The following is a 26,237-nucleotide window of genomic DNA, read 5'->3' as shown; positions in this document are numbered from 1 at the left end:
GATGAGCGAGCTTGATCTGGACGCGCTGATCGACGACCCGGAGACGCGGATCGTCGTCACCTGTGGCGCGGGTGGTGTCGGCAAGACCACGACGGCCGCAGCGCTCGGGCTGCGGGCGGCCGAGCGTGGGCGGAAGGTCGTCGTCCTGACGATCGATCCGGCCCGGCGGCTGGCGCAGTCGCTCGGGTTGACCGAACTCGACAACACCCCACGCGCGGTGGCCGGCGCGAACCCGAAGAACGGCGGCCGGCTGGACGCGATGATGCTCGACATGAAGCGGACGTTCGACGACGTCGTCCTGCAGCACGCGACGCCGGAGAAGGCCGAGCAGATCCTCGCGAACCCCTTCTATCAAGCGCTTTCCTCGTCGTTCGCGGGTACGCAGGAGTACATGGCGATGGAGAAGCTCGGCCAGCTGCACCACCAGGCCGAGCGGACCGGCGACTGGGACCTGATCATCGTCGACACTCCGCCCTCGCGGTCCGCGCTGGACTTCCTGGATGCACCGGAGCGGCTCGCGTCGCTGCTCGAGGGCCGGTTCCTCAGGTTGTTGCTGGCGCCCGCGCGCGGTCCGTTCAAGCTGATGTCGGCCGGCGTGAACATGGCGATGTCCGTACTCAACAAGGTGCTCGGCGCTCAGGTCCTGACCGACGTACAGACGTTCGTGGCCGCGTTCGACACGCTGTTCGGGGGATTCCGGCAGCGCGCCGAGCAGACCGTCGCGCTGCTCCGGCAGCCGCACACCGCGTTCCTTGTGGTGGCCGCCCCGCAGAACGACGCGCTGCGCGAGGCGTCCTACTTCGCCGAGCGGCTGCGCGCGGAGGGGATGCCGCTGGCCGGCGTCGTGCTGAACCGGGTGACGAACTCGCAAGCCCCGGAGCTCTCGGCGGAGCGGTCGCTCGCCGCCGCCGAGAAACTCGAGGAAGCGGACAAGTCACCGCTGACGGCCGCCGTACTGCGGTTGCACGCGGACAAGATGCAGCAGGTCGTCGGCGACCACAAGCGAGCCGACCGCTTCCGCCGCGGCCACCGCGCGATCAAGACCGTCGAGGTGCCCGCCCTGGCCGACGACGTCCACGACCTGGGCGGGTTGAGAACGATCGGCGAACTCCTCACCGCTTAGCGCACCCCGGCCGATCTCAGGCCGACCTCAGCCGATCCGTCGGACGTCCTGGGGCCAGCCGCATGCCTCGGCGACTTTCCCGGCCCAGATCTTCGCCGCCTCGTCATCGGCGACGTCGACGATGCTCAGGCCGCCCAGGAACTCCTCGGTCCGGGCGAACGGCCCATCCGAGATCTTGAGCGTGCCGCTCGTCGCGTCGGCATTGAAGGCCTGGTCGATGTCCTCGTCCAGCCCACCGGCGAACACGTAGACGCCGGCGTCCTTCATCTCCTGCACGACCGCCTTGGCGAGCGGCCCGCGCCCCCGGAACCACTCCTCGCTGTGGTCGCCCACCCACTGCTGGTTGAAGTAGATGATGTACTGGGTCATGTCCGGTCCTCTGGTCTCAGCCGCGGACTCTCTGCCCGCGTCACCATCTCCACGAACAGCACCCGACGGATCCGACAACAGGCCTCGGTTTCACCGTCAGCGAACTCCGGAGGGCCTGGGAATTACCTGCTTACACCTGTGGTTGAGCCTGTCAGACTCAATCTTTGGATAAGGGTGTGACAGCGTGACCGATACGTTGAATCTTCCGGTACTGCCGCTGGACGACGTCGTGGTCCTGCCCGGGATGGTCGTGCCGGTCCGACTCGCCGACAGCGAGGCGCGGGCGGCGATCGATGCCGCGCAGGCCTCCGGCCAGGACCAGGTGTTGCTGGTTCCGCGACTGGACGGGAAATATGCCAAGGCCGGAGTGCTCGGTGAGATCGAGCAGATCGGCCGGCTGCCGGGCGGTGCCCAGGCGGCCGTGATCCGCGGTACCGCGCGGGTCCTGATCGGCGCCGGGACCACCGGTCCGGGTGCCGCCCTCTGGGTCGGCGCGACCCGCTTGCACGAGATCACCGACGCCCGGTCGGCCGAGCTGGCCCGGGAGTACAAGTCGCTGACCACCTCCGTGCTGGAACGCCGCGGCGCCTGGCAGGTCATCGACTCGGTGAAGCAGGTGAACGATCCCGCGGAGCTGTCCGACCTGGCCGGCTACGCGTCGTACCTGAGCAACGAGCAGAAGTCGCAGCTGCTGGAGAACGCGAACGTCAGCGAGCGGCTGGAGAAGCTGATCGGCTGGGTGAAGGACCACCTGGCCGAGCTCGAGGTCTCCGAGACGATCCAGAAGGACGTCCAGGAGGGCATGGAGAAGCAGCAGCGGGAGTTCCTGCTGCGCCAGCAGCTGGCCGCGATCCGCAAGGAGCTGGCCGAGCTCGACGGCAAGGCCGAGTCCGAGGAAGAGGACTACCGCGCCCGCGTCGAGGCCGCCGACCTGCCCGAGCACGTCCGCAAGGCCGCGCTCGCCGAGGTCGACAAGCTGGAGCGCACCTCCGAGCAGTCTCCCGAGGTCGGCTGGATCCGTACCTGGCTGGACACCGTCCTCGAGCTGCCGTGGAACGAGCGAACCGAGGACAGCTACGACATCCGCGAGGCGCGGGCCGTGCTGGACGCGGACCACGCCGGTCTGGACGACGTGAAGCAGCGCATCACGGAGTACCTGGCCGTACGGCGCCGTCGTGCGGACCGTGGTCTCGGTGTCGTCGGCGGTCGCCGCAGTGGCGCCGTACTGGCGCTCGTCGGTCCGCCTGGTGTGGGTAAGACCTCGCTGGGTGAGTCCGTGGCGCGGGCGATGGGCCGCAAGTTCGTCCGGGTCGCGCTGGGTGGCGTCCGGGACGAGGCCGAGATCCGTGGTCACCGGCGGACGTACGTCGGTGCGCTCCCGGGCCGGATCGTCCGTGCGATCACCGAGGCCGGTTCGATGAACCCCGTCGTACTGCTGGACGAGATCGACAAGGTGGGTGCGGACTACCGGGGTGACCCGACGGCCGCGCTGCTGGAGGTCCTCGACCCGGCGCAGAACCACACCTTCCGGGACCACTACCTGGAGGTCGAGCTGGACCTGTCCGACGTGGTCTTCCTGGCCACGGCGAACGTGCTGGACTCCATCCCGGCGCCGCTGCTGGACCGGATGGAACTGGTACAGCTGGACGGGTACACCGAGGACGAGAAGGTCACGATCGCCCGTGACCACCTGCTCCCGCGGCAGCTGGAGCGGGCGGGCCTGACGGCGGACGAAGTGACCGTCGAGGACTCGGCGCTGCGCCTGCTCGCGGGTGAGTACACCCGGGAGGCCGGCGTACGGCAGCTGGAGCGGTCGATCTCCCGCGTACTGCGCAAGGTGACGGCCAAGCTCGCCCTGGGTGAAGACCTGGGACAGCTGACGATCGGCTCCGGTGACCTCAAGGAGTACCTGGGTTCGCCGAAGTTCACGCCGGAATCGGCCGAGCGTACGGCGCTGCCGGGTGTGGCGACCGGTCTGGCGGTCACGGGTGCGGGTGGTGACGTGCTCTTCGTCGAGGCCTCGCTGGCCGACAAGGAGACCGGGCCGACCGGTGTCACGTTGACCGGGCAGCTGGGCGACGTGATGAAGGAGTCGGCGCAGATCGCGCTGTCGTACCTGCGCTCGCACGGCGCGGAGCTGGGACTGCCGGTCGGCGACCTGGCCGAGCGGAACGCCCACATCCACGTACCGGCCGGAGCCGTCCCGAAGGACGGACCGTCCGCGGGTGTGACGATGACGACGGCGCTGGCGTCGCTGCTGTCCGGACGGCCGGTCCGTTCGGAGGTCGCGATGACCGGTGAGGTATCACTGACCGGGCGGGTGCTGCCGATCGGTGGCGTGAAGCAGAAGCTGCTCGCGGCCCACCGGGCCGGCCTGACCACGATCCTCATCCCGAAGCGGAACGAGCCGGATCTGGAGGACGTACCGGCGTCCGTGCTCGCGGAGCTGACCGTGCACCCGGTGAGCGACGTCCGCGAGGTGCTGGACCTGGCGCTGGAGCCGGCCGAGGTCGGCGCGCACCAGTTCGCCGCGTAACACCGCAGGACAGAAAGGGCCCGGGCGTGTCGCCCGGGCCCTTTTCCTCCTTTTGGATGAACTTTGTCCAGCGGCTGTGACCGAACTCATATGCACGGCGGTAACCCAAACACGCGATCCCGTAGTCTCTATAACCATGCGCGTCAGGGAGAAGGGTGACCGGGGAGTCGTCCAATCGGTGGTTCTGTTCCTCGGGGTGAGCGTGCTGTCGGGGGCGTTGGCCGCCGGTCTCGCCATCCCGTTCGCGGGGCTCGCCGGGTTCACCACACAGAAGACCTCCACGACGCTGCAGGACCTGCCGCAGCAGTTCGACGAAGTACCGCTGAAGCAGAAGAGCACGATCCTGGCCGCGGACGGCACGGTGATCGCCACGCTGGCCGAGCAGAACCGGGTACCGGTCAAGCTCAAGGACGTCGCGCCGATCATGCAGAAGGCGATCGTCGCGATCGAGGACGACCGGTTCTACGAGCACGGCGCGCTCGACCTCAAGGGCACGCTCCGCGCCCTCGTGCAGAACCAGTCGTCGGGCTCGGTGCAGCAGGGTGGTTCGAGCATCACCCAGCAGTTCGTGAAGATCAGCCTGGTCGAGAAGGCGAAGACGCCGGCCGAGGTGGCCGCCGCGACCGCCGACAACTACCAGCGCAAGGTCGCCGAGCTGCGGTACGCGATCGCGGTCGAGAAGCAGTTCTCGAAGAACGAGATCCTCGAGAAGTACCTGAACCTGGCGAACTTCGGCGACGGCGCGTGGGGCATCCAGGCCGCCGCCCAGCACTACTTCTCGGTGAACGCCAAGGACCTGACGCTGCCGCAGGCCGCGATGCTGGCCGGCCTGGTGAAGAACCCGACCGGCTACGACCCGACCAACGACCCGAAGCGCGCCAAGGAACGCCGCGACGTGGTCATCCGCCGGATGCTCCAGCTCAACGTCATCTCGGTGGCCCAGGCCAACTCGGCCCTCAAGACCCCGGTCATCGACCCCAACAAGGTCCGCCCCAACAAACTCGGCTGCGCCAACGGCCCATACCCCTTCTACTGCGAGTACGTCCTCGGTGAGCTCGAGAACAACCCGGCCTTCGGCAAGACCAAGACCGACCGCTCGAACTACCTCAAGACCGCCGGCCTGACGATCCGGACCTCGCTCGACCCGAAGATCCAGGCCGACGCACAGCGCTCGATCGACACCCACTCCAAGCCCACCGACCAGGCGATCGCGGCGATCACGATCGTCGAGCCCGGCACCGGCCTGGTGAAGGCGATGGCCCAGAGCCGCGGGTACGGCAGCAAGCGCGGCCAGACGGCATACAACTACAACGCCCCGAAGACCTACCAGGGCGGGTACGGCGGGTTCCAGAACGGCTCGACGATGAAGGCGTTCACGATCGCGGCGGCGATCCAGAAGGGCATTCCGCTCAACTACAAGATCAACTCGCCGAGCCCGCTGGACATGGGCGGGATGAAGTACACGACCTGCGACGGCCCGCGCAAGATCCCCGACGGCTACTCGCCGAAGAACTCGACGAAGAACGTCCCGGATCCGACGCTGATCCAGGCCGCGCAGAAGTCCACCAACACGTACTTCCTGCAACTGTCGTTGCAGGTCGGCCTGTGCCCGATCGCGAAGCTCGCTGCGTCTCTAGGGATGTACGACGCGCAGACCCTCGGCCCGCTGGACCAGGTCGCGTCGATGACCCTTGGCGTCGGCTACATCTCTCCGCTGCAGCTTGCGAACGCCTATGCCGCCTTCGCGGCGCGTGGCATGTACTGCACACCGTGGTCGATCACGTCCATCAAGGACTCGGCAGGTAAGGCGGTCAACATCCCGGGTGCGAACTGCAAGCAGGTGCTGGCGCCCGAGGTCGCCGACGGCGTGAACGCGGTCCTGCACCAGGTGATGGAACCCGGCGGTACCGGAGGCAAGCTGAAGTTCGGCAACAGCGACCTGGCCGGCAAGACCGGAACGATCAACGAGGCGAAGGCCGTCTGGTACGCCGGCTACTCGACGAAGCTCGCCGCGGCCGCGACGGTCGCCGACGCGTCACTGCCCTACAGCCCGCTGATCGGTCAGACCCTCAACGGCAAGAAGATGTACGACGCATCGGGTTCGGGTACGGCTGGGCCGATCTGGGAAGCGGCGATGAAGGCTGCTCTGCAGAACTACCCGACCACGCACTTCGTGGCGCCGTCGGACAAGACCGTCCGCGGTGACGTGAAGGACCTGCCGTTCGTCAACGGCATGAACCCCGACGACGCAGCCAACAAGCTGAAGCAGATGGGGTTCCAGGTGACGATTGCCTCGGGGACGGTCAACTCCGAGGAGACCGCCGGGACGGTCGCGTACACGGATCCGCGTCAACGTGACGGCGCGCCGGAGGGGTCGTTGGTGACGATCTACATCTCCAACGGCAGCAAGAAGAACCAGCCGACCACGACGAACACCCCCAAGCCGCCGCCCACCACGGTGACCATCAACCCGAACTGTCCGCCCTGGAACCCGAAGTACCCCAACTGCAACGGCGGTGGTGGCGGAGGCGGTGGTGGCCGCGGCCACGGTTAGCCAGCAGGGCCTCGTCCGGTCGGACGAGGCCCTGTTCGTTTCAGGCGCCGAGTTGGCGCTTGACTTCCGCGGAGACGGCGGCGCCGTCGGCCTTGCCCTTGGTCTTGGGTTGGAGGGCGCCCATGACCTTGCCGATGCCGCGCGGGCCGAGCTCGGCGGCGCCGGTCGCGGCGATGGTTTCGGTGACCAGGGCCTTGATCTCGTCCTCGGTCAGTTGCTCCGGCAGGTACTCGGCGAGGATGTCCGCCTCGGCCTGTTCCTTGTCGGCGAGTTCGGCGCGGCCCGCGTCGCGGTAGGCGACGACGGACTCCCGGCGCTTCTTGGCCTCGGAGCTGAGCACGTCGACGATCTCGGTGTCGCTGAGCTCGCGGGCCTCCTTGCCGGCCACCTCCGCCTTGGTGATCGCGGTGAGCGCCATCCGCAGCGTCGACTTGCGGATCTCGTCGCGCGCCTTGAGGGCGGCGGTCATGTCGTCGTGCAGGCGCTGCTTCATTCCGGAGTTGGACATACCAGAGATTGTGGCAGGCTGGACAGATGAGCTTCGCGAGGACCGCCCTGAAGACCACCGCGGCGGTCACCGCCGTCGGCGCCGCCTGCGTCGCGTACGCGGCCGGCATCGAGGTGCGCTGGTTCACCCTGCGCCGGTTCACCGTACCCGTGCTGCCGGAGGGCACGGCCCCGCTCCGGGTGCTGCACCTGTCCGACCTGCACCTGATGCCGGCGCAGGAGCGGAAGATCCGCTGGGTCAACGACCTCGCGGCGCTCGAGCCCGATCTCGTCGTCACCACCGGCGACAACATCTCGCACGAGGACTCGGTCCGCCCACTGCTCCGTGCGTACGGCGATCTGCTCGACCTGCCCGGCGTGTTCGTGTTCGGCTCCAACGACTACTGGAAGCCGCACTTCAAGAACCCCGGCAAGTACCTGCTGCCCGCGAACAAGCAGCGGCACAAGCCGCACGGCCCCGATCTTCCGTTCGAGGAGATGCGCCGCGCGTTCACGGGCGCCGGCTGGACGGACCTCAACAACGCGAAAGCCACCCTCAAGGTGAACGGCCTGCGGCTGGACTTCGCCGGTACCGACGACCCGCATATCAAGCGCGACCGGTACTACGAGGTCGCCGGGGAGGTCGACCCGGCGGCGGACCTGTCGATCGGCGTCACGCACGCGCCGTACCAGCGGGTACTGAACGGTTTCGTCGGCGACGGGTACCCGCTCGTCCTCGCCGGCCACACGCACGGCGGCCAGTTGGCGGTGCCGTTCTACGGCGCGCTGGTGACCAACTGCGACCTCGACGCGTCCCGCGTGAAGGGCCTGTCGACCTGGGGTTACGAGGGTCGCCAGGCCGCTCTGCACGTGTCCGCCGGCCTCGGTACGTCGCCGTACGCACCGGTCCGTTTCGCCTGCCGGCCGGAGGCGACGCTGCTGACTCTCGTCCCACGGATCAACCCGATTTCGTCCGGACGCTGAGCCCATGTAAGCTACTCGCGACTTCGGGCTGTGGCGCAGCTTGGTAGCGCGCTTCGTTCGGGACGAAGAGGTCGCAGGTTCAAATCCTGTCAGCCCGACCACCATCGAGGGTCAGTCACTGCGGTGACTGGCCCTCGATGCGTTTCGGACGGTTGGAGGGTGCGCGGTGAGCGGGGCCGATCACTACGAGGTGCTGAACGTCTCTCGTACGGCGACTCCGGCCGAGATCAAGTCGGCGTACCGCAAGCTCGCGCTCCAGGTGCATCCGGACCAGGGCGGCAACGCGGCGCTCTTCCGGCTCGTGCAGGAGGCCTGGGACACGCTGTCGGACCCGGCGAAGCGGGCGGCGTACGACCGCTCCCTCGACCGCCCCGGCGACAAGCAACCCTCACCGCGGGCCGCTCCTGAGCCGCAGCCCGCTCCCGAGCCACAGCCTGAGCCTGAGCCGCGGTGGACGTGGTCGACCGACCAGCCGTGGTCCAGCGAGCCCGAGGCTCCGATACAGGCAACCCCGGTCGGCCCGGTCCTCGCCTACCCGGCCTTCGGCCACTGGCGGATCCCCGCTCTGGTGGCGCTGCTCGCCTACACCGGCCTGATCGTCGCGATTCTCGCCTCGAGCAGCTACCACGGCTTCTGGGACTACGCGCTTGGCGTCGCCACCGCGGCGATGATCGTGGTCGCGCTCCCGCCGTACTGGAGCCGCCGGATCCCGCTGCACCGCCTCTTCAAGGCGATCGGCGTGCTGACAGCAGTCGGCTACCTGGCCACGCTGTTCATGAAATCGGACCTGAACGGGTCCGGCCGCGCGCTGGTCATCTCGGTCGTCGCCGGCCTGGTCGTCGTCCGCATTTTCACCAGCCTCTGGTCGAAGAACCACGCCCTGGACGTCGCGATCGACCGGGACGCGACGTTCGAGTTCAACCTCTGGGGCCGCCCCGGCGAACCGCTCGTCAACGACCTACTGTCCGCGCCGATCTCGTCGTACGACGTCCTGCTCCAGCGGCGGACAGCAAGCCTGCTCGACCCGGTGCTCAACGCGCTCCCCGCGGCCAAGCTCGTGCACGGCGCGCAACTCGGAGCGATGGTCGTCGACCACCTGCTGCTGAACGGTCACCGGGCCGCGGTCATCCTCTCGCAGGCCGGCCCGCCCGGGACGTACGCCGTCGACCCGTACGGCGGCCTTCAACTCGACGGTCAGCCCGTCGACAGCGCCGCGCCCGCGCTCCAGGGTGCCGTCGAGGCCTGGCGCGGCCGCCTCCGCCCGGTCGACGTCCGCGGGTTCCTGATCATCCACCCCGAGCCGAACGGTCGGATCTCGACGCAGCCGCGCGCCGACGCCGCCGTCACCTGCCTGTCGGCCCGCTTCGCGGCCCGCGACCTGACCACGTGGCTGCATCCCGAGGGCTGCAAGGTCGACCGCAAGGTCCTGTACGACATCCTGCACCGCGCACCGTACGGCCTACGCTGAACACCATGCAGCGGGTTGATCTCGGTGAGGTGGAGTACGACGTCGCGGCCAAGGACATGCGCGGCTGGGTCGAGGAACGGGTCGAGGGGAAGGCCGAGGACCGGCTGTTCCTGCTGAGTCATCCGCCCGTCATCACGTACGGCCCGCGGACGGTCCTCGACGACCTACCGGTCGAGGCGGCCGGGATTCCGGCGGTGCCGGTCGACCGCGGCGGGTTCGCGACGTACCACGGCCCCGGCCAGCTGGTCGGGTACCTCGTCATCGACCTGCACGAGCGCGGTCCGGTCGACATCGTCCGCTGGGTCGAGAACGGTCTGATCGACGCGCTCGGCTCGCTCGGCTTCCCGCTGATCCGCCGGGACACCCCGAAGGGCGCGAGCAGCCTGGTCGGGGTGTGGACCGAGGACGGCCGGAAGCTGTGCTCGATCGGGATGCGGATCCGGCGTGGTGTCACCAGCCACGGATTCTCGGTGAATGTCGATCCGGACATGACCGTGTTTCACACGTTCACGAGCTGCGGTCTGCACGACGTGACCATGGTCTCGCTCGCCGAACTCGCCGCCGAGCAGGGCAAGCCGGCACCGAGCGAAACCGACGTACGCGATGCCATCGCGAACTCCCTGGGAGCCCGATAACCTGCGGCAATGAGCCAGGAGGACGACGGTGACCGGATGCCGGACGATCTGGAAGCCGTGCTGGAGGCCGCCGACGAGGAGGCCGAGGAGGCCCGCCGGCCGGGGCGGTACGACGCCCCACCGTTGCCACCGGCCCTGATTCTCGCCGTGGTCGGGCTGCTCTGCGGGTTCGCGACCATCGCCGGTGTGTGGCTGAGCGAACGCGGCTGCGAGCGGTTCCGTGACACCACGAACTGCGGTGCGCTCGGGCTCCCACTGCTGATCCTGATCGTGGTCGTCACGATGGTGCTCGGCGGTCTCGCGCTGAGCCGGCTGGCGATGCCGCATCCGCAGCTGATCCCGTTCCTCGGCGTCGCGTTCATGGTGGCGCTGGTGGTCGCGTTCCTGACCGGTCACCTTGACTCGCCGTGGATCCTGGCCGTCGTACCGGTGCTGACCGCCATCACCTTCCTGCTCGCCAACCTCGTCACCCGACTGCTGGAGCGTGCCGATGCCTGACCTGCCCGTCTACGAGTGCCCGCGGACCGCGAGCACCCCGAGTCTCGACGGCACCCTGACCGACCCGGCCTGGAAGGCCGCGCCGTGGACCACCGACTTCGTGCCGATCCACGACGGCCCGGCGCCACGGTTCCGGACCCGCGCGAAGCTGATGTACGACGACCAGTACCTGTACGTCGGCGGTCAGCTCGAGGAGCCGCACGTCTGGTCGACGATGACCGAGCACAACAGCAAGCTGTTCCACGAGAACAACTTCGAGCTGTTCCTCGACCCGGACTGCGACGAGCAGAACTACTACGAGTTCGAGATCAACGCGCTCGGCACGATCTGGGAGCTGACGCTGCCCAAGCCGTACGTCGACGGCGGCGTCCCGATCGACCCGACGAACCTGCCCGGCCTGCGGACCGCGATCCACGTCGACGGCACGCTCAACGACCCGTCGGACACCGACATCGGCTGGACGGTGGAGCTCGCCCTTCCGTGGGCAGACCTGGCGTCGTATAACGAAGGTCGCGCCACGCCGCCGCGAGCGGGTGACGAGTGGCGGATGAACCTGATGCGCTGCGAGTGGCCGCACGAGGTGGTCGACGGAGCGTACGTGAAGGGCGAGGAGATCGAGTTCTGGGTCTGGTCACCGCAAGGCATCGAGGACATGCACCGTCCCGCCACTTGGGGCGTACTGCGTTTCTGACCCTGTGACACAGTGTTAACACGAGCGCGAGAGAATGAGGTACGTGAACTTGGGGGGCTCCGGCGAACCACATGAGCTGGAGGCGGACCAGGTCGTCAGCGCGATCGAGCGCGCGTGTGAGAGCGACCTGCGGACCGCCCTCCGGCTCGTTGCGCGTTACTCCGCGTACTGGTGGTCGCACGGCCTTCAGGACGAGGCTGCCGCGGCGGCCGAGCGCGTGCTCAGCATGCTCGGCCGGACGGTCCCCGTCGGACTCGACGAGGAGTACCTGCTCGCCGTCGTCCACGGCGCGGCCTCCGCAGAGCAGGAGCAGCTCGAGCTGGCCCAGCAGATCGTCCTCACCACCACAGGCCCCTTCCGGTACTCCGTGACCGTGCTGCTGTGGTCCCTCGTCTTCGGGCCCTTCGAGCCGGCCGCGGTCGTCGAAGAGGTGCTGGAGCGCAACGAGAGCGGCGACGCGTGGACACGGGCCGCCGTAGAGCTGTGCCGTGGCTACCCGGGTCTTACGGTGCCGTCAGCGCCTGGTGAGGCCGCACAGTCGTTGCGTACGGCACTGGGCCGCTTCCGGATGCTGGAGGACCGCTGGGGCATGTTCCTGGCCCTCAGCGGGCTCCGGCAGGTCGTGGACGAGCCCCTGGACGTAACGACCGAGGCTCTGGAGCTGGCTGAACAGCTGTACCTCGCCGAAGAGACCGCCCTGCTGCTGTGTGAGCGTGCTGACCTCTACCGAAGGCTGGGCAAGTTGGAGGACGCCCACGAGGACTACAGCCGGGCCCTGGCGATCGGAGAGAGCGCAGACCTGCCCGAGACGGTAGCGGCAGCCCGGATCGGTCTAGGGCGTGCTGCCCGCGGGTCCGGGAACCTTCTGGCGGCACGGGCGCACCTGGCCGCCGTACTGGCGATCCCCGAACTGGACGACGCGCACTTCGAGGCCCTGCACGAGCTGGCTGCACTGAACGCGTCCGAAGCCTCGGCGTAGGACCCGACCACATAGCAGGGTGGTACGCCACTCCATCTGTGGCACCGCCCACATCGCGAGACTGCGTGCGGCTGGTTAGAGTCGGGAGCGAATCGGGACCGACACCTGCAACGGAGCAGCTGATGGACAAGACGTACGGGTCGCCGCAGGAAGCGGTGGCCGACATCGGGGACGGCGCCAGCCTCGCGGTCGGTGGTTTCGGGTTGTGCGGTAACCCGATGCAGCTGATCAGTGCGCTGCACGACAAGGGGGTGTCCGGTCTCAGCGTCGTGTCGAACAACTGCGGTGTCGACGACTGGGGGCTCGGCATCCTGCTGGCCGACAAGCGGATTGCCAAGATGACCTCGTCGTATGTCGGGGAGAACAAGGAGTTCGCCCGGCAGTTCCTGTCCGGTGAGCTGGAGGTCGAGTTGACCCCGCAGGGCACGCTGGCCGAGAAGCTCCGTGCGGGTGGCTGCGGGATCGCGGCGTTCTACACGCTGGCCGGTGTCGGAACGCAGGTGGCCGACGGCGGCTTGCCGCAGAAGTACCACGCCGACGGGTCGGTCGCAAAGGCCTCCGAGCCGAAGGAGACCCGGGAGATCAACGGCACGACGTATGTGCTGGAGGAGTCGATCACCACCGACTTCGCCCTGGTGCACGCGCTGAAGGGCGACACCCACGGCAATCTGGTGTTCGACCGCAGCGCCCGCAACTTCAACCCGTTGGCCGCGATGGCCGGCCGGGTCACGATCGCTCAGGTCGAGGAGCTGGTCCAGCCTGGTGAGCTGGACCCGGACTCGATCCACCTGCCGGGCGTGTTCGTGCAGCGGGTCGTTGCGGTCGGCAAGGACATCGAGAAGCGGATCGAGAAGCGTACGGTCCAGCCGCGGGCAGCTTATGAGGCCGCACGCGAGAAGATGGAGGCCTGAGATGGCGCTGACCCGTGAGCAGATGGCGGCCCGCGCCGCCGCCGAGCTCGAGGACGGCTCGTACGTGAACCTGGGCATCGGGTTGCCGACCCTGGTCCCGAACTACATCCCCGACGGCGTGACCGTGGTGCTGCAGTCGGAGAACGGCATCCTCGGTGTCGGGCCGTACCCGGTCGAGGGCGACGAGGACCCCGACCTGATCAACGCCGGCAAGGAAACCGTCACCACGCTGCCCGGCGCCTCGTTCTTCGACTCCGCGCTGTCGTTCGGGATGATCCGCGGCGGCGCGATCGACGCCGCGATCCTCGGCGCGATGCAGGTCTCGGCGACCGGTGACCTGTCGAACTGGATGATCCCCGGCAAGATGGTCAAGGGCATGGGCGGCGCGATGGATCTCGTCCACGGCGCCAAGAAGGTCATCGTGCTGATGGAACACGTCGCCAAGGACGGCTCGCACAAGATCCTCCAGGAGTGCGACCTGCCCTACACGGGTCGCGGCGTGGTCAACCGGATCATCACCGATCTCGCCGTACTGGACGTCACCCCTGACGGTCTGCGGTTGGTCGAGCTCGCCGACGGCGTCACCTTCGACGAACTGCAGTCCAAGACCGGGGCACCGATCAAGCAGTAGTCACTCACGCCCCGGGCCGGAAGTCATCAGATCTGGGGACGTGCCGGACCACGGGGTGCGGCGACGCTCGAACTCGACCGAGTTCGAGGAGGCCGCACCCCATGCAGAACCAGATCGGATCCGAACCGCGCACCCGTCCGGCGGCGGGCAGCTGCTCGCCGCCGGTACTGACCGACGGGCCGTACGCCGAGAGCAAGGAGTACTGCCTCAGCTCGGCGAGCTTGTGGCATCGCGTGCTGCCTGACGGTGCGGTCCGGACGCCGGCGCAGGTGCTGGCCGAGGAACGCCGTCACGTGCGCCGGCCGAGCACGCAGTACCTCGCCCTCATCCGCCGTACCGCTGCTGTGGTCGACTGAGTGTGCACGAGTGTGGACTGTGCGTTCAGCTGCCGAAGAAACCTGTGATCCTTGGCGAAAGTCGGGTATGACGGGACCCGTGGAGTTGGACGTGGTGGTGGTCGGCGGCGTAGGCATCGACACGATCGTGCGGGTGCCGAACCTGCCGTTGGCGGATGTGGACACGGTTCCGGTGCAGCCGATCGAGACGTACGTGGCGCACACGGGGCACGGCGTCGCGCTCGGCTGCCATCTGCTCGGGCTGCACGCGGGCCTGGTGGACGTGATCGGCGACGACCTGGAGGGCGCGCGGATCCGGCGCGCGTACGACGAACTGGGTATCCCGCTGCGCGTCGTCCTGCACCCGAGCGGTACCCGCAGGTCGGTCAACCTGGTCGCCCCGGACGGCCGCCGGCTCTCGATGTACGACGGCCGGCACCCGGTCGGCCTGCGCGTCGACCCGAACCTCTGGCGCCCACTGATCCAGCGCGCGGAACACGTGCACGTCTCGATCATGGACTTCGCCCGGGACGCGCTCCGGGACGCGATCGCGGCGGACCGCTCGATCTCCACCGACCTGCACGACTGGGACGGCCGCAACGACCACCACAAGGACTTCGCGACCGCCTCCGACATCGTCTTCGTGTCGACCACCGCGCTACCGGCGGACGGCGTCGAGTGGATCCTCGCCAACGGCCGCGCCGACGTGGTCGTCGCGATGGCCGGTGCCGACGGCAGCTACCTGCACGTCCGCGGCGAGAAAGTACGGCACTTCCCCGCCGTCACCCTCCCCGACCGCCCGATCGTCGACACCAACGGCGCCGGTGACGCGTACGTCGCCGCCTTCCTGGCCCGCTACCTGGACGGCGCCACCTGGCCCGAATCCGCCCAAGCCGCCACCCTCGCCGCCTCCTGGGCCTGCACCACCCCCGGCACCCACACCAACCTCATCACCGCGGAGGAACTGGCTGTTCGAACCAGAGAGCTCGGGTGATCACATCCTGTATAGTGATACTCAGCTCAGGGCAGTAGCTCTCGGGAAGTGGACCCGGCAGTCATCCGGACGGTTGGCGAGCCGGGTTTCGCGCGTCTAGACCTGGATCAGGGTCGCGTACGGCGCTATCAGGTCCCGCCACTCGCCGCCCTTCACCCAGGACCAGGCAACGGCATCAGGTATCCACAACATCGGATCCGAATGCGCCGCCAGCAGCTCGTACCGCAGGCTCTCCGCGCAGTCGTACTCCCGCGCCGCCCGGAACAACACCTGCTTGTCCACCACAACCGTGGACTCGTCCCGCTCAATCACCATTCGCTCCGCGGAGCCGGCGATGTCACAGACCATCCTCGCCAAGCAAGCTCTCCGCGCGGCGATCGTGTCCTTGTCCGCCTGATATAGGCGGGCAGTGAGACCGAACTCGGCAATGGCTGCGAGGATTTTCCGCCGTCGCGCCGGCGACTCCTTGGTGAAATGAATCCGACGCTCCCGAGGCATCAGGAGACCGGCCATTATCCGGCGGTGGGTGTTTACGGCTTCGGCCGGGCACGCGATTGCCGCCATGAGCAGACCTCTGGCCTTGCTCTCGTCGACGAATACGTGCTCGGGCATGCGTGAACTCTAAGTGCCTACTCCGACAGCACAAAGTCACCGCCAGGCGCGCATCACGCGCGCGTCATTGGGGGGTGGAGGGTGGTGGCGGTGCCTCGGTGGAAGAGTTGGGCGGGGCGGCCGCCGTCTCGGGTTGTGGTGGTGCCTACGGGGGCGACGAAGTCGGGGGTTTTGGTGACCTTGCGATGGAAGTTGCGGGGGTCGAGGGGGGTGCCCCAGACGGCCTCGTAGACGCCGCGGAGTTCGGAGATGGTGAACTCCGGTGGGCAGAACGCGGTCGCCAGCGGGGAGTACTCGAGCTTCGCGCGGGCCCGTTCCACGCCGTCGGTGAGGATCCGGTCGTGGTCGAACGCGAGCCCGCGGACCTTCTGTACGTCGATCCAGCTGGCGGATGCGGCGTCCGAGCCCGCGACCGGCGCCGGCAGATCAGGCACCAGGGCGAGGTACGCCACGCTGACGACCCGGCCGCGCGGATCGCGGTCGGGGGCGCCGTACGTCGCGAGCTGCTCGAGGTGGATCCGTTCGGTGGTCAGACCCGTCTCCTCCGCGAGCTCGCGGCGCGCCGTCGTCTCCAGGTCCTCGTCCGGCCGGACGAATCCGCCGGGCAGCGCCCATTGGCCCTCGTACGGCGGGATGCCGCGGCGGATCAGCAACACCTGCAGGCGCCCGTCGCGGACGGTCAGGATGACCAGGTCGGCGGCCAGGCCGAGCGGTACGAAGTCCATATCCCGCATCTTAATCGTCACCTTGACGAGAAGTCATTCGACTCCTTATCGTCATAGTGACGACAAGGAGAGCGAAGAGATGGCAGACATCACCCGGTTCGGCTTCATCAGCCACCTACGGGCCAACCCGACCACCCATGTGCGGCATCTGCGGAACGGCAGGATCGCGCACGACGGCGCCGGTCAGGCGTTCTGGTTCCGGGCGCTGAACTCGTCGCTGAGCGAGATCCCGGTCGACGACCGCGAGCAGCCGCTGCTGTTCCACGGGCGGACCCAGGACTTCCAGGACGTCGCCGTCCAGGCCACCGTCACGTACCGCGTCATCGACCCGGCGCTGGCGTCGAGCCGGCTCGACTTCGGGATCGACCCGGACACCGGACTGTGGCGATCCACCCCGCTCGAGCAGCTGGGTGGATTGCTGACCGAGCTCGCCCAGCAGACCGCGCTCGACCTGCTCGCCCGGATGACGCTGACGGAGGCGCTGTCCGAGGGCATGAGCGCGCTCCGTGCGACGGTCGGCACCGGACTACGCGAGGACCAGCGGCTGACCGAGCTCGGGATCGGCGTCGAGGACGTCCGGGTCGTCGCCGTACGCGCGGAGCGCGACGTAGAGAAGGCGCTGCAGACCCCGACCCGCGAGCTGATGCAGCAGGCGGCGGACAAGGCGACGTACGAACGGCGCGCGCTCGCGGTCGAACGCGAACGGTCGATCGCCGAGAACGAACTGCAGAACCAGATCGAGCTCGCCCGCCGCGAGGAGCAGCTGGTCAACCAGCGCGGCCAGAACGAGCGCACCCGAGCCACCGAGGCGGCGGCAGCCGGTCAGATCGAAACGCAGGCCGCGGCCGCGCGGCAGCGCGCACTGGCCGAGGCCGAAGCGGACGCCAAGCGCGTGATCGGTGAGGCGGAGGCGGCGGCCGAGAAGGCGCTGCTGGACGCGTACGCCGAACTCGACCAGGGCACGATCCTCGCGATGGCGATCAAGCAGGGCGCGCTGCCCGAGATCGGCACGCTGAACCTGACGCCGGACCTGATCACCCCGCTGCTCACGAAGCTGGCCGAGTCCCGATGAGCAGTGAGTTCGCATGAGCCTGCCACCCAGGGCGGTGATCGTACACCGGGCGACCGAGCTGACCGAGCTCGTCGCTCGGCACGGGACGCGACAGCAGGCCGGCTTCTTCCTCGCCGGCCGCGGGCGGGACCTGGCGGAACTCGACGCCCGGCACCAGGCCCAGCAGGACGCGCTGGCGACCGTGTCGGCAGCGATACCGCTCGACTGGCGCCGTGCGGTTGCCGAGCGCAACGATCTGGACAGGTTCGGGTTCGGCCCGGAGGACGTGGTAATCGCGGTCGGGCAGGACGGCCTGGTCGCGAACGTGGCCAAGTACCTGGACGGCCAGCCGGTGATCGGGATCAATCCCGAGCCCTCACGGAATCCCGGCGTACTCGTCCCGCACGAACCGACCGCTCTTGCCGACCTGCTGCGGTCCTCGCAGGTCGCCGAACACACAATGGTTGCCGCGAGCACCGATGACGGCCAGCAACTCCTGGCGCTGAACGAGGTGTACGTCGGCCACCGGACACACCAGTCCGCGCGCTACCGGCTCGCGTCGCCGGACGGGCTACCCGAGCGGCAGTCGTCGTCCGGGATCCTGGTCGGTACCGGTACCGGCGCGACCGGCTGGTGCCGCTCCGCCTGGCAGGAACGACACAGTTCATTGGCCCTGCCAACACCAACGGATCCCGTCCTATGCTGGTTCGTTCGCGAGGCCTGGCCGTCGCCCGCGACCGGCACCGACCACACCGAAGGTTTGCTCAAGGCACCGGACTCGCTGACGATCACCGCCGAGTCGGACCTGGTCGTTTTCGGCGACGGCATGGAATCCGACACCTTGAGCATCACCTGGGGCCAGCGAGTCTCGGTCGCTGTCGCTTCGACCAAGTTGCACCTCGTGCTCTAGATCTCCTTCGACGGCTGGATGACCAGGTGCGGGAGGTTGACGTCGCGTGGGCGAGTGACGACGTACGCGATCAGGTCCGCCACCTCCGCGACGGGTACGGCGGGCAGGCCCGCGCGCAGGTCGTCGACCATGGACCGGAGTTCGGCCGGGAACGTGTCGGCGAGTTCGGTGGCGTCGATCATGCCGGGCTCGAGGTCGGTGACGCGGATGCCTTCGGGGGCGAGTTCGGCGCGGAGGGTGCGGGTCAGGTGGCTGACGGCGGCCTTGGAGGCGCCGTACACCGCCATTCCGGGGTTGATCCGCTCCCCGGCGAGGGACGACACGTTGATCAGGTCGGTCGTACGAGTCGCGGCCGAGCGCTTGAGCGCGGGCAGGAACGCGTGCGTGACGTTGACGACGCCGGTCAGGTTGACGTCGATGGCACGGCGCCAGTCGTCGAGCGGGCCGTCCGCGAAGGGTACGACCCGCATCAGGCCGGCGTTGTTCACCAGCAGATCGACGTCGCCGAACTCCTTGTGTACTACGGCTGCCGCCGCGGCGACGGACTCCGGCGCGGAGACATCGGCCGGTACGACGAGCGCCGTACCGCCGGACTCGGTGATCTGCGCGGCGACCTTCTCGAGGCGGTCACGGCGCCGGGCGAGCAGTGCCACGGACGCGCCGTCGGCGGCGAGACGGGTGGCGACGGCGGCGCCGATACCGCTGGCGGCGCCGGTGACGAGTGCGATGCGGTTGGTCATGGCTTCAGCCTGTCGGCGGGCCGGCGGGCCCAGAAGATCCGCTCTGACCGTAGGTCCGGCAGTCCTACCCAGGCCGCTGGGATACTGGGCGGGTGAAGGCGTTGGGACAGTTCCTGCAGAGCCGGCGGTCGAAGGTACGGCCCGACGACGTCGGGTTGCCGCCCGGCCGGGATCGCCGGGTCAGCGGGCTGCGCCGCGAGGAGGTCGCGCTGCTGGCGAATGTGAGCGTCGACTACTACGTCCGCCTCGAGCAGGGCCGCGCCGGGAACCCGTCGACCGCGGTACTCACGGCGGTCGCGGACGCACTCCGCCTGGACCGGACCGAGCGGGACCACCTGAGGCAGTTGGCCTGCTCGGCGCCGCCCGCGGTACCGCCGAAGACCGCCGTACGGCCGCAGCTCCGAGCGATGATCGAGGCGATGCACGAACTGCCCGCGCTTGTGGTGGACCGGCTGAGCAACGTACTGGCCTGGAACGCGGCCGCGCTGGAGGTCGTCGCGGACTTCGAGAACGGGGCGGAGCGCAACCTCGCCCGTCTGTACTTCCTGGATCCGAGCGCCCGCGAGTACTACGCCGACTGGCAGACCGTCGCGCGGGACGCGGTCGCGCTACTTCGCAGAGCGTCAGCTGAGTACGCCGACGACACGGAACTGAGCACCCTGGCCGCTGAGCTCCGCGCAGCAAGCCCGGACTTCGACGGGTTCTGGACGTCCAACGACGTCCAGAACCGGTCCCACTGCCCGAAAGCCCTCAACCATCCCACCGCGGGCCGGCTGACCTTCACTCTGGAGTCCCTACAACTCCCGGGCGACGACGGCCAGCACGTCATCACCTACACGCCCGCCGACGCAACCACTGAGGCTTGGCTGAACCGCGGTGAACGCGGTCAGTCGCCGTTGGCAGTGTCGTAGACGGGGATCGGGACCCAGCGGAAGCTCACCGGGTCGTTGAAGTCGGCTTTCACCTCGCCGCGGGACTGGATCACGGTCGACAGACCGTTGGCGTGACCAACGGCGTACAGGTACGACTTGTCGGTGTCCTTGTCGACGGCCAGCAGCAGGCTGCCGTAGTTGCCGCAGCCCATCGCGGACAGCGTCTCGAAGCCCTGCCAGGTGCGGGTGCGGACCTGCTTCACGATCGGCTTCATCGGGGAGGCCGACGGGATGCGGATCGTGTACAGCGCGCCACCGCGGGTGTTCGCGAGGAAGGTGTCGTACGTCGGGGTCTTGGCGATCAGCGTCATCGTCTTGACGGCCGAGAAGCCCTTGTACGACCCGGTGGACCGCCAGCCCTTCGCCCCCATGTCCCAGCGGAACAGTACGCCGTCGTTGCGCAGCGCGTACGACGTCGACCGGTAGATCTTCTTCGGCGCGTTGTCCGGGCTTTCGTACTCCGACGTCTCCAGGAACGTGAAGCTTCCCCAGCCGCCACCGACCCGCGACAACGACTGGTTGTCGATCGTGCCGTCGCCGTACACCTGGTAATAGCTGTAGTAGAGCGCGTCGCCGATCACGACGTACCCGTAGCGGTCGGTACCGGAGATGTCCGGCTCGATCGTCTGCCGCGCACTCAACCGGATCTGCCCCGGTTTGAAGACGCCTGCGTCGGTCCAGTCGTCCGGCACCGTCGGAGGTGTGGTTGCGGTTGGGTCCGAGAAGTGGTGGCCGCCGGCCGCGGTCACCCCGCCCTGCCAGACGAAGCAGGCGTTTGCCTGCGCGGCGGTGATCTTCCGATTGGTACCGGGCACCGTGGCTCCCGGCTTGGTCGGGTCCGGCTTGGCGGCACCCTCGGCGTGTGCGGCCGCCGGCAGCAGAGCAGTCAGCGCGAGTACGGCACTTCCGGTCAGGGCAGTCAGTCGTCGGTTCATGTCGTCGCCCCCTTTCACGCTCCTTGATACCGGGCGACGACAGAAAGTTGCGGACGTTCAGAGATCGGCGTAAGCAGCCACCAGCGTGGCGGCGTCGTGTTCCCAGTTGAGTTCTGTGGCGGCTTTGCGGACGCCTTCGGTGTAGGTGGGGTAGTTGTCGATGACTGTGCGGACCGCGGTGGTCAGCGAGTCGGGGTTGCCGGGCTCGTACAGGGCACCGAGTTGGTACCTGGTGACGACAGCCCGGAGCTCCGGAAGATCCGCAGCAACCACCGGCACGCCTGCCCGTACGGCGTGGAAGAGTTTGTTGGGAAGCGCCAACCGGTGGTTCTCGCAGGTATTGGTGAGAGTGACCAGCGAGATGCCGTACGTCCGCAGCGTGTCGTCGACCTCGTCGATCGAGCGCTCGGGCACGGTCTCCACCGGCCCGAGATCCAAACGATAGTTGGGATCCACCGACCCCATCAGCACCGTACGGAACGGCGCCAATTGACGAGCCGCCGCGACGACAGTCGGCAGATCCCGCCCGGCCCCGACGCGCCCGGCGTACAGCAAGCCTTCAGGACGAGCAGGCGCAGCAGGTACGTCGTCCGCGCGCGGGAACGTGTTCCGCACGACCCGCACATCCGCCAACCCACGCGACCGCAGCCGAGCAGCGATCCCGTCCGAGACCGTGAACACCACCCGAGCCCGTGACGCCAGCGAGATCTCGTACCGACGCCCACGCGCACGCCACAACGGCGTAGGCCGCCCCGGCAACGCCCGGTCGAACCACAGCTCGTGGCTGTCGTAAACCAGAGCCGCCGACCAAGCAGCGGCGTACTCAGCCGCAAGCTCGAGCGTGTTGAAGTCATGCGCATGAACCACATCAACCGGCCCAGCCGCGGCCACCCGAGGAGCCGCGGCGAGCCGCCACTGCTTCTCGGTGCGCGACCGATGCTCCGGCAGCAGCAACCACCGCCCGAACCGCTTCGCCAGCACCTTCGGACCGGAATGCCCGTGCCCGACGGTCAGCCCGCCGTTCCCGGACCGCAGCCCGGAGGAGCGGGAGACGGACTCGACCGTGATCCCCGGGCCGATCTCGAAGTCTGCAGGAACATCCCGGCCGATCACATGCAGCGTGTGACCGGCCGCGGCGAGCGCTGTCGCCTCCCGCAGGATCCGCGAGTCCCCGGCGATCGGGGACTGCGCGATCATCAGAATCCGCACTTAGTCGCTCTCGTCCTCGTACGTCAGCTCGTTGTTGAGGAACGGCAGCAGCTCCGCGACCGACTTCCGCCCGTCGTGCAGATCGCGGACGTACGACGGTCCCGCGTCGGCGATCTTCCGGGCCGTGTCGCGCTCCGCGACCAGCCGCTCGATCACCTCCGCCAGGTTGTCCGGCGTCGCTTCGGCGATCGGCAGCTCGGCCGGCAGCAGGTCCCGGACCGGGTCGGCGATATGCCCGACGGTGACCCGCCCGGCCGCCATCGCCTCGCACGCGAAGACGCCGTACGAACCGAGCAGGAACTGGTCGACCACGATGTCGGCGCTCTTCACCATCTCGGCGAGCTCCGCATGCGGCAGACCCTGGACGCGGTTGTACTTGATCAGCCCGCGCGCATCCAGCTCGGTCAGCACCGGGTCGACGTACGCCGAACCCTTCAACGCCGACGCCGACGGCGCGTGCAGCACCACCGGAACCTCACGCTCGAGCACCGGCTGGGTCGACGCGAACTCCTCGACGTCGACAGCCAACGGCAACCAGATGCCGTTGTCGACGAACTGGAGCAGGTCGGGCGTGGTCACGAAGACCGGCCCGCGGTACCCCTCGAGGTGCTGGCGCATCAGGTTGTTCGCGGCCTGCAGACGCTTGGTCAGCTCGTCCTCGGGGTTGCGGAACGGCGAGTACTTGTACTGCGCCCGGTGCTGCGCGGGATCGCGGATCTCCGACCCGTGGAACACCAGCCCGTGCCGGATCCCGGCCGAGTCGAGCATCGGTACGTCGGTCGTCCACATCTGCCCGCGCTGCTGACCGAACATCGGCCGGCCCGCCTCGAACAGCACGTGCGTGACCTCGCGCAACGCGTACGCCGTCAGCTCCAACTGCCAGCGCAGGTCCGACCGGTACTGCCGGTACGTCCCCGTCCGGTGCACCCGGAAGTCGAACGCGCCGCTGCCCGTGGTCAGCGACTCCGCCTTCAGGTCCGGTACCTCGCGCTCGAGCGCGGTCGCCCACAGCCAGCCCTGGCCGGCAGTGTTCACCGGTCCGACCAGCAGGTGCCGCCCGGTCTTCTTGATCTTGCCGCCCGGCCGGACGACCTCGAGCTCGCGCCCCGTCAGCTCCCCGTACAGCTCACGCAGCTTGACCTTCTGCCCGGCCCAGGACACCTCTTGCTGGTACGCCGGATGCGCGACCCGCTCGCGGTAGCCGTCCAGGTCGCCGAGGACGGTACGGACCTTGGCCGCGAGCCCGTGCGCGTCCGCCGCGGTGAAGACCTCGCCGATCTTGGTGCGGTCGACGAACTCCTTCATGCTCGGCATGTCGCTGACGACCACCGGCAGCCCGGCGAAGGCGTACTCGAACAGCTTGTTCGGCAGCGCCATCTCGTGACTCGGGTAGCGCAGGATCGGGATCAGCCCGATGTCAGCAGTGCGCAGGAAAGCGACCACCTCGTCCGGCTTCACCGGGTCCAGGCAGTGCAGACGGTCCTGGACCTCCAGCTGTACGGCCTGCGCCTGCAGCTCGCGGACCGCGTCGGTCGCCACACCAGGCACGCACACGACGGCCAGGTGCACGTCCGGCAGGTCCACCAGCGCCTGTACGGCGGTGTGGATGCCCCGCGCCCGCGTGACCCCACCGCTGTACACGAGCAGCGGTACGTCGGACGCAAGCCCGAGCTGGCTGCGGATGTCGGACACCTCGACCGACACGTCAGCAGGGTTCGGCGTGTTCATCACCACGGTCGGCTCGTGGTCGAGGTTGTGCTCCGCGCGCAGCCGGGTCGCGATCGCCGGGCTGACGGTGATCACCCGGTCCGCTGCACCGATGTACTCGGCCTCGTGGTTGGCCCACGCCGCGATCGAACGCCGGGTACGGGCGCCGTACTGCGACAGCCCCGCGACGTACTCGTGCGCGTCGTAAATGACCTTCAGGTCCCGGCCGCGCAGCTTCGCCCGGCCGGCCGCGCGGGTCGCGACGCCGATCACGTGCATGTCGTGCGCGTGCACGACGTCCGGCTCGAGCCGGTCGATCAGGTCGCCGAACGCGATCTCCAGGTCCAGCGCCTCGGGGTGCAGCTTGCGCCAGGGCGCCGGCCACGGCAGCCGGTGCAGCACGCCGTCGTACGCGCGCCAGCCGAACTTGAACGGTACGTCGGCCTTGTTGCCGACGCCCTTGCGGACCCAGGTGGCACGCTGGGCGGCCTGCCAGCGGGCACGGCGGAGCAGACGGGTAGCCACGCCGGCCTTGAACTTGAGCGGATTCCCCTGACCCGCCTTGGCCCGTGCGATCGCGTGCCCGGAGTCGGCCTTGAGCTCCTTGAGCTCTGCCGCGATCCGCTGGCTCCGCGCCACATAGGTCCCGCGATGCCGATAACCGACCAGAGGCGGCCGCCAGTCGCGGCGCGCCTTGCGGCTTCGTTTCCGTTCCTCACGCAGTGCGAAGGGCACCGCCACCCGGACGATCAGCGCACCGTCGAGCATCTCCCTCGACGGGAGGCCGCTGGCCGAGACACCGAGCACAGTGACTTCTGCTCCGGTCTCGGCCAAGGCTGCGGCCTCTTTGCGGACCCGGCTGTCGTTGGTGACGTCGTTGGCGACCATCATCACGACCCGCAGGTCGGCATGCGTCACTGGCTGACCGACCTTCCGATCACGATCCGCCGCACGCCCGCCCACTTGGCCGGGTCGGTCCGGTCCCGACCGTCGACGAGCACCTGGACACCCGGCAGGTCCGCCGGGCCGAGCTGCGCGTACTCCGCGTGGTCGGCCTGCAGCACCGCCGCGTCCACCGGCGAGCCCAGCGTGTACGGCGTGAAGCCGAGCCCCTGGAGCTCCTCGTCGGTGTACATCGGGTCGTGCACGAAGACCTCGGCGCCGCGCGCCTTGAGCGCCTCGACGGCCGGGAACACGCCGGAGAAGGCGGTCTCCTTCACGCCACCACGGTACGACGCGCCGAGCACGACGACCTTGGCGCCCTTGAGCTCACCGAACGCGCCCTCGAGCAGGCCGATGGTGTAGTCCGGCATGCCGGCGTTCGCCTCGCGGGCGGCACGGACCACGGTCGCGTCCGGGTCGGTGTACAGGTACAGCCGCGGGTACACCGGGATGCAGTGCCCGCCGACCGCGATACCCGGCCGGTGGATGTGGCTGTACGGCTGCGAGTTCGACGCCTCGATGACGGCGTGGACGTCGATGCCGTTCTGGCCGGCGAACCGGGCGAACTGGTTCGCCAGGCCGATGTTCACGTCCCGGTAGGTCGTCTCGGCCAGCTTCGCCAGCTCCGCCGCCTCGGCCGAGCCCAGGTCCCAGACGCCGTTCGCGCGCTCCAGGTCCGGACGCTCGTCGAAGTCCAGCACGGCCTCGTAGAACGCGGTGGCGCGCTTCGCGCCCTCCTCGGACAGGCCGCCGACCAGCTTCGGGTACTTGCGCAGGTCCGCGAAGACGCGGCCGGTGAGCACCCGCTCGGGCGAGAACACCAGGTGGAAGTCGGTGCCCTCGGTGAGGCCGGAGATCTCCTCGATCATCGGCTTCCACCGGTTCCGGGTGGTGCCGACCGGCAGGGTGGTCTCGTAGCTGACCAGGGTGCCCGGGGTGAGGTGCTGGGCGAGCGAACGGGTCGCGTTCTCCATCCAGCCGAACTCGGGCTGACCGGTCTGCTCGTCCACGAACAGCGGCACGACCACGACGACCGCGTCGCTGTTCGGGATCGCGTCCGCGTAGTCCGTGGTCGCCCGCAGGCGGCCGTCGGCCACGGTCTCGGCGAGCAGCTCCTGCAGGTGGGCCTCACCCGGGAACGGCTCCTGGCCGGCGTTCACCAGCTCGACGAACTTCTCGTTGATGTCGACGCCGACGACCTGATGGCCCTTGGCCGCGAACTGGACCGCCAACGGCAGTCCGATCTTGCCTAAGGCAACAACACTGACACGCACAGGAAC

At 68.6% G+C, this 26,237-nt stretch carries 25 protein-coding genes and 1 tRNA gene; 17 read left to right on the top strand and 9 right to left on the bottom strand.

Translation table 11 applies throughout. The annotated features are described in order from the left end of the window. The first annotated feature begins 1 nt into the window (after nucleotide 1). The gene (gene bagB / locus FB475_RS17915) at nucleotides 2-1,123 is read left to right on the top strand and encodes an ArsA family ATPase (protein WP_141857377.1); all 1,122 of its coding nucleotides are present in this window, start codon (nucleotides 2-4) and stop codon (nucleotides 1,121-1,123) included. Nucleotides 1,124-1,150: 27 nt separating this feature from the next. Here bagB and FB475_RS17910 read toward each other — a convergent pair whose 3' ends face one another. Then, entirely contained in the window at nucleotides 1,151-1,492 is a 342-nt protein-coding gene (locus tag FB475_RS17910; RefSeq protein ID WP_141857376.1) for a YciI family protein, read from the bottom strand. Nucleotides 1,493-1,676: 184 nt separating this feature from the next. Between FB475_RS17910 and lon the strand changes: the two genes are divergently transcribed. Both lon and FB475_RS17900 read left to right on the top strand, forming a co-directional pair. Beyond that, nucleotides 1,677-4,028: an endopeptidase La gene (lon, locus tag FB475_RS17905; RefSeq protein WP_141857375.1), complete on the top strand. Its 2,352-nt coding sequence runs from the start codon at nucleotides 1,677-1,679 to the stop codon at nucleotides 4,026-4,028. A gap of 136 nt (nucleotides 4,029-4,164) precedes the next feature. Beyond that, nucleotides 4,165-6,582 (top strand): transglycosylase domain-containing protein, encoded by a 2,418-nt coding sequence (locus tag FB475_RS17900; protein ID WP_141857374.1) that lies wholly within the window; start codon nucleotides 4,165-4,167, stop codon nucleotides 6,580-6,582. A gap of 40 nt (nucleotides 6,583-6,622) precedes the next feature. Here FB475_RS17900 and FB475_RS17895 read toward each other — a convergent pair whose 3' ends face one another. Then, on the bottom strand, nucleotides 6,623-7,090 hold the full coding sequence (locus FB475_RS17895; protein ID WP_141857373.1) for a GatB/YqeY domain-containing protein: 468 nt from the start codon (nucleotides 7,088-7,090) through the stop codon (nucleotides 6,623-6,625). A gap of 26 nt (nucleotides 7,091-7,116) precedes the next feature. Here FB475_RS17895 and FB475_RS17890 point away from each other — a divergent pair, with 26 nt between their 5' ends. The 11 genes from FB475_RS17890 to FB475_RS17840 all read left to right on the top strand — a co-directional run bounded on the left by FB475_RS17890 (nucleotide 7,117) and on the right by FB475_RS17840 (nucleotide 15,194). Next, the gene (locus FB475_RS17890; RefSeq protein WP_141857372.1) at nucleotides 7,117-8,052 is read left to right on the top strand and encodes a metallophosphoesterase; all 936 of its coding nucleotides are present in this window, start codon (nucleotides 7,117-7,119) and stop codon (nucleotides 8,050-8,052) included. Between the two features lie 24 nt (nucleotides 8,053-8,076). Continuing rightward, nucleotides 8,077-8,153 (top strand) — tRNA-Pro (locus FB475_RS17885). 65 nt (nucleotides 8,154-8,218) lie between these two features. Then, complete coding sequence (locus FB475_RS36815; RefSeq protein ID WP_185759290.1) at nucleotides 8,219-9,520, top strand: J domain-containing protein; 1,302 nt, start codon at nucleotides 8,219-8,221, stop codon at nucleotides 9,518-9,520. Between the two features lie 5 nt (nucleotides 9,521-9,525). After that, on the top strand, nucleotides 9,526-10,155 hold the full coding sequence (gene lipB / locus FB475_RS17875) for a lipoyl(octanoyl) transferase LipB (RefSeq protein WP_185759289.1): 630 nt from the start codon (nucleotides 9,526-9,528) through the stop codon (nucleotides 10,153-10,155). Between the two features lie 9 nt (nucleotides 10,156-10,164). Then, nucleotides 10,165-10,653, top strand: a complete 489-nt coding sequence (locus tag FB475_RS17870) for a hypothetical protein (protein WP_238332200.1) — start codon at nucleotides 10,165-10,167, stop codon at nucleotides 10,651-10,653. Next, a complete protein-coding gene (locus tag FB475_RS17865) occupies nucleotides 10,646-11,344 on the top strand; it encodes a carbohydrate-binding family 9-like protein (RefSeq protein ID WP_141857371.1) in 699 nt (232 codons plus the stop codon). The genes FB475_RS17870 and FB475_RS17865 overlap by 8 nt, the downstream gene beginning before the upstream one ends. A 43-nt stretch (nucleotides 11,345-11,387) precedes the next feature. After that, nucleotides 11,388-12,323 carry a tetratricopeptide repeat protein gene (locus FB475_RS17860; protein ID WP_185759288.1) on the top strand — a complete coding sequence of 312 codons (936 nt, stop codon included), beginning with the start codon at nucleotides 11,388-11,390 and terminating at the stop codon, nucleotides 12,321-12,323. Nucleotides 12,324-12,445: 122 nt separating this feature from the next. Further along, on the top strand, nucleotides 12,446-13,234 hold the full coding sequence (locus FB475_RS17855) for a CoA transferase subunit A (RefSeq protein WP_141857369.1): 789 nt from the start codon (nucleotides 12,446-12,448) through the stop codon (nucleotides 13,232-13,234). 1 nt (nucleotide 13,235) lies between these two features. Then, the gene (locus FB475_RS17850; protein WP_141857368.1) at nucleotides 13,236-13,865 is read left to right on the top strand and encodes a CoA transferase subunit B; all 630 of its coding nucleotides are present in this window, start codon (nucleotides 13,236-13,238) and stop codon (nucleotides 13,863-13,865) included. A gap of 101 nt (nucleotides 13,866-13,966) precedes the next feature. Beyond that, nucleotides 13,967-14,221, top strand: a complete 255-nt coding sequence (locus FB475_RS17845; RefSeq protein WP_141857367.1) for a hypothetical protein — start codon at nucleotides 13,967-13,969, stop codon at nucleotides 14,219-14,221. Nucleotides 14,222-14,288: 67 nt separating this feature from the next. Then, nucleotides 14,289-15,194, top strand: coding sequence for a carbohydrate kinase family protein (locus FB475_RS17840; protein ID WP_185759287.1), 906 nt, complete (start codon nucleotides 14,289-14,291; stop codon nucleotides 15,192-15,194). Nucleotides 15,195-15,290: 96 nt separating this feature from the next. On the opposite strand, the gene FB475_RS17835 is transcribed toward FB475_RS17840, so the two are convergent. Together FB475_RS17835 and FB475_RS17830 are read right to left on the bottom strand one after the other, a co-directional pair. Further along, the gene (locus FB475_RS17835) at nucleotides 15,291-15,806 is read right to left on the bottom strand and encodes a hypothetical protein (RefSeq protein ID WP_141857366.1); all 516 of its coding nucleotides are present in this window, start codon (nucleotides 15,804-15,806) and stop codon (nucleotides 15,291-15,293) included. Between the two features lie 53 nt (nucleotides 15,807-15,859). After that, nucleotides 15,860-16,531, bottom strand: a complete 672-nt coding sequence (locus FB475_RS17830) for an NUDIX hydrolase (RefSeq protein WP_141857365.1) — start codon at nucleotides 16,529-16,531, stop codon at nucleotides 15,860-15,862. Between the two features lie 79 nt (nucleotides 16,532-16,610). Between FB475_RS17830 and FB475_RS17825 the strand changes: the two genes are divergently transcribed. Further along, a complete protein-coding gene (locus FB475_RS17825) occupies nucleotides 16,611-17,603 on the top strand; it encodes an SPFH domain-containing protein (protein WP_141857364.1) in 993 nt (330 codons plus the stop codon). Between the two features lie 13 nt (nucleotides 17,604-17,616). Continuing rightward, nucleotides 17,617-18,492 (top strand): NAD(+)/NADH kinase, encoded by an 876-nt coding sequence (locus tag FB475_RS17820; protein WP_141857363.1) that lies wholly within the window; start codon nucleotides 17,617-17,619, stop codon nucleotides 18,490-18,492. On the opposite strand, the gene FB475_RS17815 is transcribed toward FB475_RS17820, so the two are convergent. Further along, nucleotides 18,489-19,232 (bottom strand): SDR family oxidoreductase, encoded by a 744-nt coding sequence (locus FB475_RS17815; protein ID WP_141857362.1) that lies wholly within the window; start codon nucleotides 19,230-19,232, stop codon nucleotides 18,489-18,491. The two genes, FB475_RS17820 and FB475_RS17815, sit on opposite strands and share 4 nt — an antisense overlap. Before the next feature lie 92 nt (nucleotides 19,233-19,324). Here FB475_RS17815 and FB475_RS17810 point away from each other — a divergent pair, with 92 nt between their 5' ends. After that, a complete protein-coding gene (locus tag FB475_RS17810) occupies nucleotides 19,325-20,143 on the top strand; it encodes a helix-turn-helix transcriptional regulator (protein WP_141857361.1) in 819 nt (272 codons plus the stop codon). Here the strand turns inward: FB475_RS17810 and FB475_RS17805 are convergent. From FB475_RS17805 to FB475_RS17790, 4 genes are read right to left on the bottom strand one after another with little or no spacing between them, the layout of a single operon-like run. Beyond that, a complete protein-coding gene (locus FB475_RS17805; protein WP_141857360.1) occupies nucleotides 20,119-21,099 on the bottom strand; it encodes a hypothetical protein in 981 nt (326 codons plus the stop codon). The genes FB475_RS17810 and FB475_RS17805 overlap by 25 nt on opposite strands. 57 nt (nucleotides 21,100-21,156) lie before the next feature. Then, complete coding sequence (locus FB475_RS17800) at nucleotides 21,157-22,308, bottom strand: glycosyltransferase (RefSeq protein WP_141857359.1); 1,152 nt, start codon at nucleotides 22,306-22,308, stop codon at nucleotides 21,157-21,159. Further along, entirely contained in the window at nucleotides 22,309-24,933 is a 2,625-nt protein-coding gene (locus tag FB475_RS17795; protein WP_141857358.1) for a glycosyltransferase family 4 protein, read from the bottom strand. After that, complete coding sequence (locus FB475_RS17790; protein WP_141857357.1) at nucleotides 24,930-26,231, bottom strand: nucleotide sugar dehydrogenase; 1,302 nt, start codon at nucleotides 26,229-26,231, stop codon at nucleotides 24,930-24,932. Before FB475_RS17790 ends, FB475_RS17795 begins: the two co-directional genes overlap by 4 nt. Nucleotides 26,232-26,237: the final 6 nt, after the last annotated feature.

The sequence above is a fragment of the Kribbella jejuensis genome (genome assembly GCF_006715085.1).
Lineage (GTDB): Bacteria > Actinomycetota > Actinomycetes > Propionibacteriales > Kribbellaceae > Kribbella > Kribbella jejuensis.
Note: the sequence above shows the minus strand (reverse complement) of the source record. Positions and strands in the feature narration are given on the sequence as shown.

Coding starts and splice junctions, on each gene's coding strand:
- FB475_RS17895 (WP_141857373.1), bottom strand. CDS start 7,090: ATGTCCAACTCCGGAATGAAGCAGCGCCTGCACGACGACATGACCGCC.
- FB475_RS17820 (WP_141857363.1), top strand. CDS start 17,617: ATGAGCCTGCCACCCAGGGCGGTGATCGTACACCGGGCGACCGAGCTG.
- FB475_RS17850 (WP_141857368.1), top strand. CDS start 13,236: ATGGCGCTGACCCGTGAGCAGATGGCGGCCCGCGCCGCCGCCGAGCTC.
- bagB (WP_141857377.1), top strand. CDS start 2: ATGAGCGAGCTTGATCTGGACGCGCTGATCGACGACCCGGAGACGCGG.
- lipB (WP_185759289.1), top strand. CDS start 9,526: ATGCAGCGGGTTGATCTCGGTGAGGTGGAGTACGACGTCGCGGCCAAG.
- FB475_RS17815 (WP_141857362.1), bottom strand. CDS start 19,232: ATGACCAACCGCATCGCACTCGTCACCGGCGCCGCCAGCGGTATCGGC.
- FB475_RS17910 (WP_141857376.1), bottom strand. CDS start 1,492: ATGACCCAGTACATCATCTACTTCAACCAGCAGTGGGTGGGCGACCAC.
- FB475_RS17890 (WP_141857372.1), top strand. CDS start 7,117: ATGAGCTTCGCGAGGACCGCCCTGAAGACCACCGCGGCGGTCACCGCC.
- FB475_RS17865 (WP_141857371.1), top strand. CDS start 10,646: ATGCCTGACCTGCCCGTCTACGAGTGCCCGCGGACCGCGAGCACCCCG.
- FB475_RS17900 (WP_141857374.1), top strand. CDS start 4,165: ATGCGCGTCAGGGAGAAGGGTGACCGGGGAGTCGTCCAATCGGTGGTT.
- FB475_RS17855 (WP_141857369.1), top strand. CDS start 12,446: ATGGACAAGACGTACGGGTCGCCGCAGGAAGCGGTGGCCGACATCGGG.
- FB475_RS17840 (WP_185759287.1), top strand. CDS start 14,289: ATGACGGGACCCGTGGAGTTGGACGTGGTGGTGGTCGGCGGCGTAGGC.
- FB475_RS17825 (WP_141857364.1), top strand. CDS start 16,611: ATGGCAGACATCACCCGGTTCGGCTTCATCAGCCACCTACGGGCCAAC.
- FB475_RS17870 (WP_238332200.1), top strand. CDS start 10,165: ATGAGCCAGGAGGACGACGGTGACCGGATGCCGGACGATCTGGAAGCC.
- FB475_RS17830 (WP_141857365.1), bottom strand. CDS start 16,531: ATGGACTTCGTACCGCTCGGCCTGGCCGCCGACCTGGTCATCCTGACC.
- FB475_RS17805 (WP_141857360.1), bottom strand. CDS start 21,099: ATGAACCGACGACTGACTGCCCTGACCGGAAGTGCCGTACTCGCGCTG.
- FB475_RS17835 (WP_141857366.1), bottom strand. CDS start 15,806: ATGCCCGAGCACGTATTCGTCGACGAGAGCAAGGCCAGAGGTCTGCTC.
- FB475_RS17845 (WP_141857367.1), top strand. CDS start 13,967: ATGCAGAACCAGATCGGATCCGAACCGCGCACCCGTCCGGCGGCGGGC.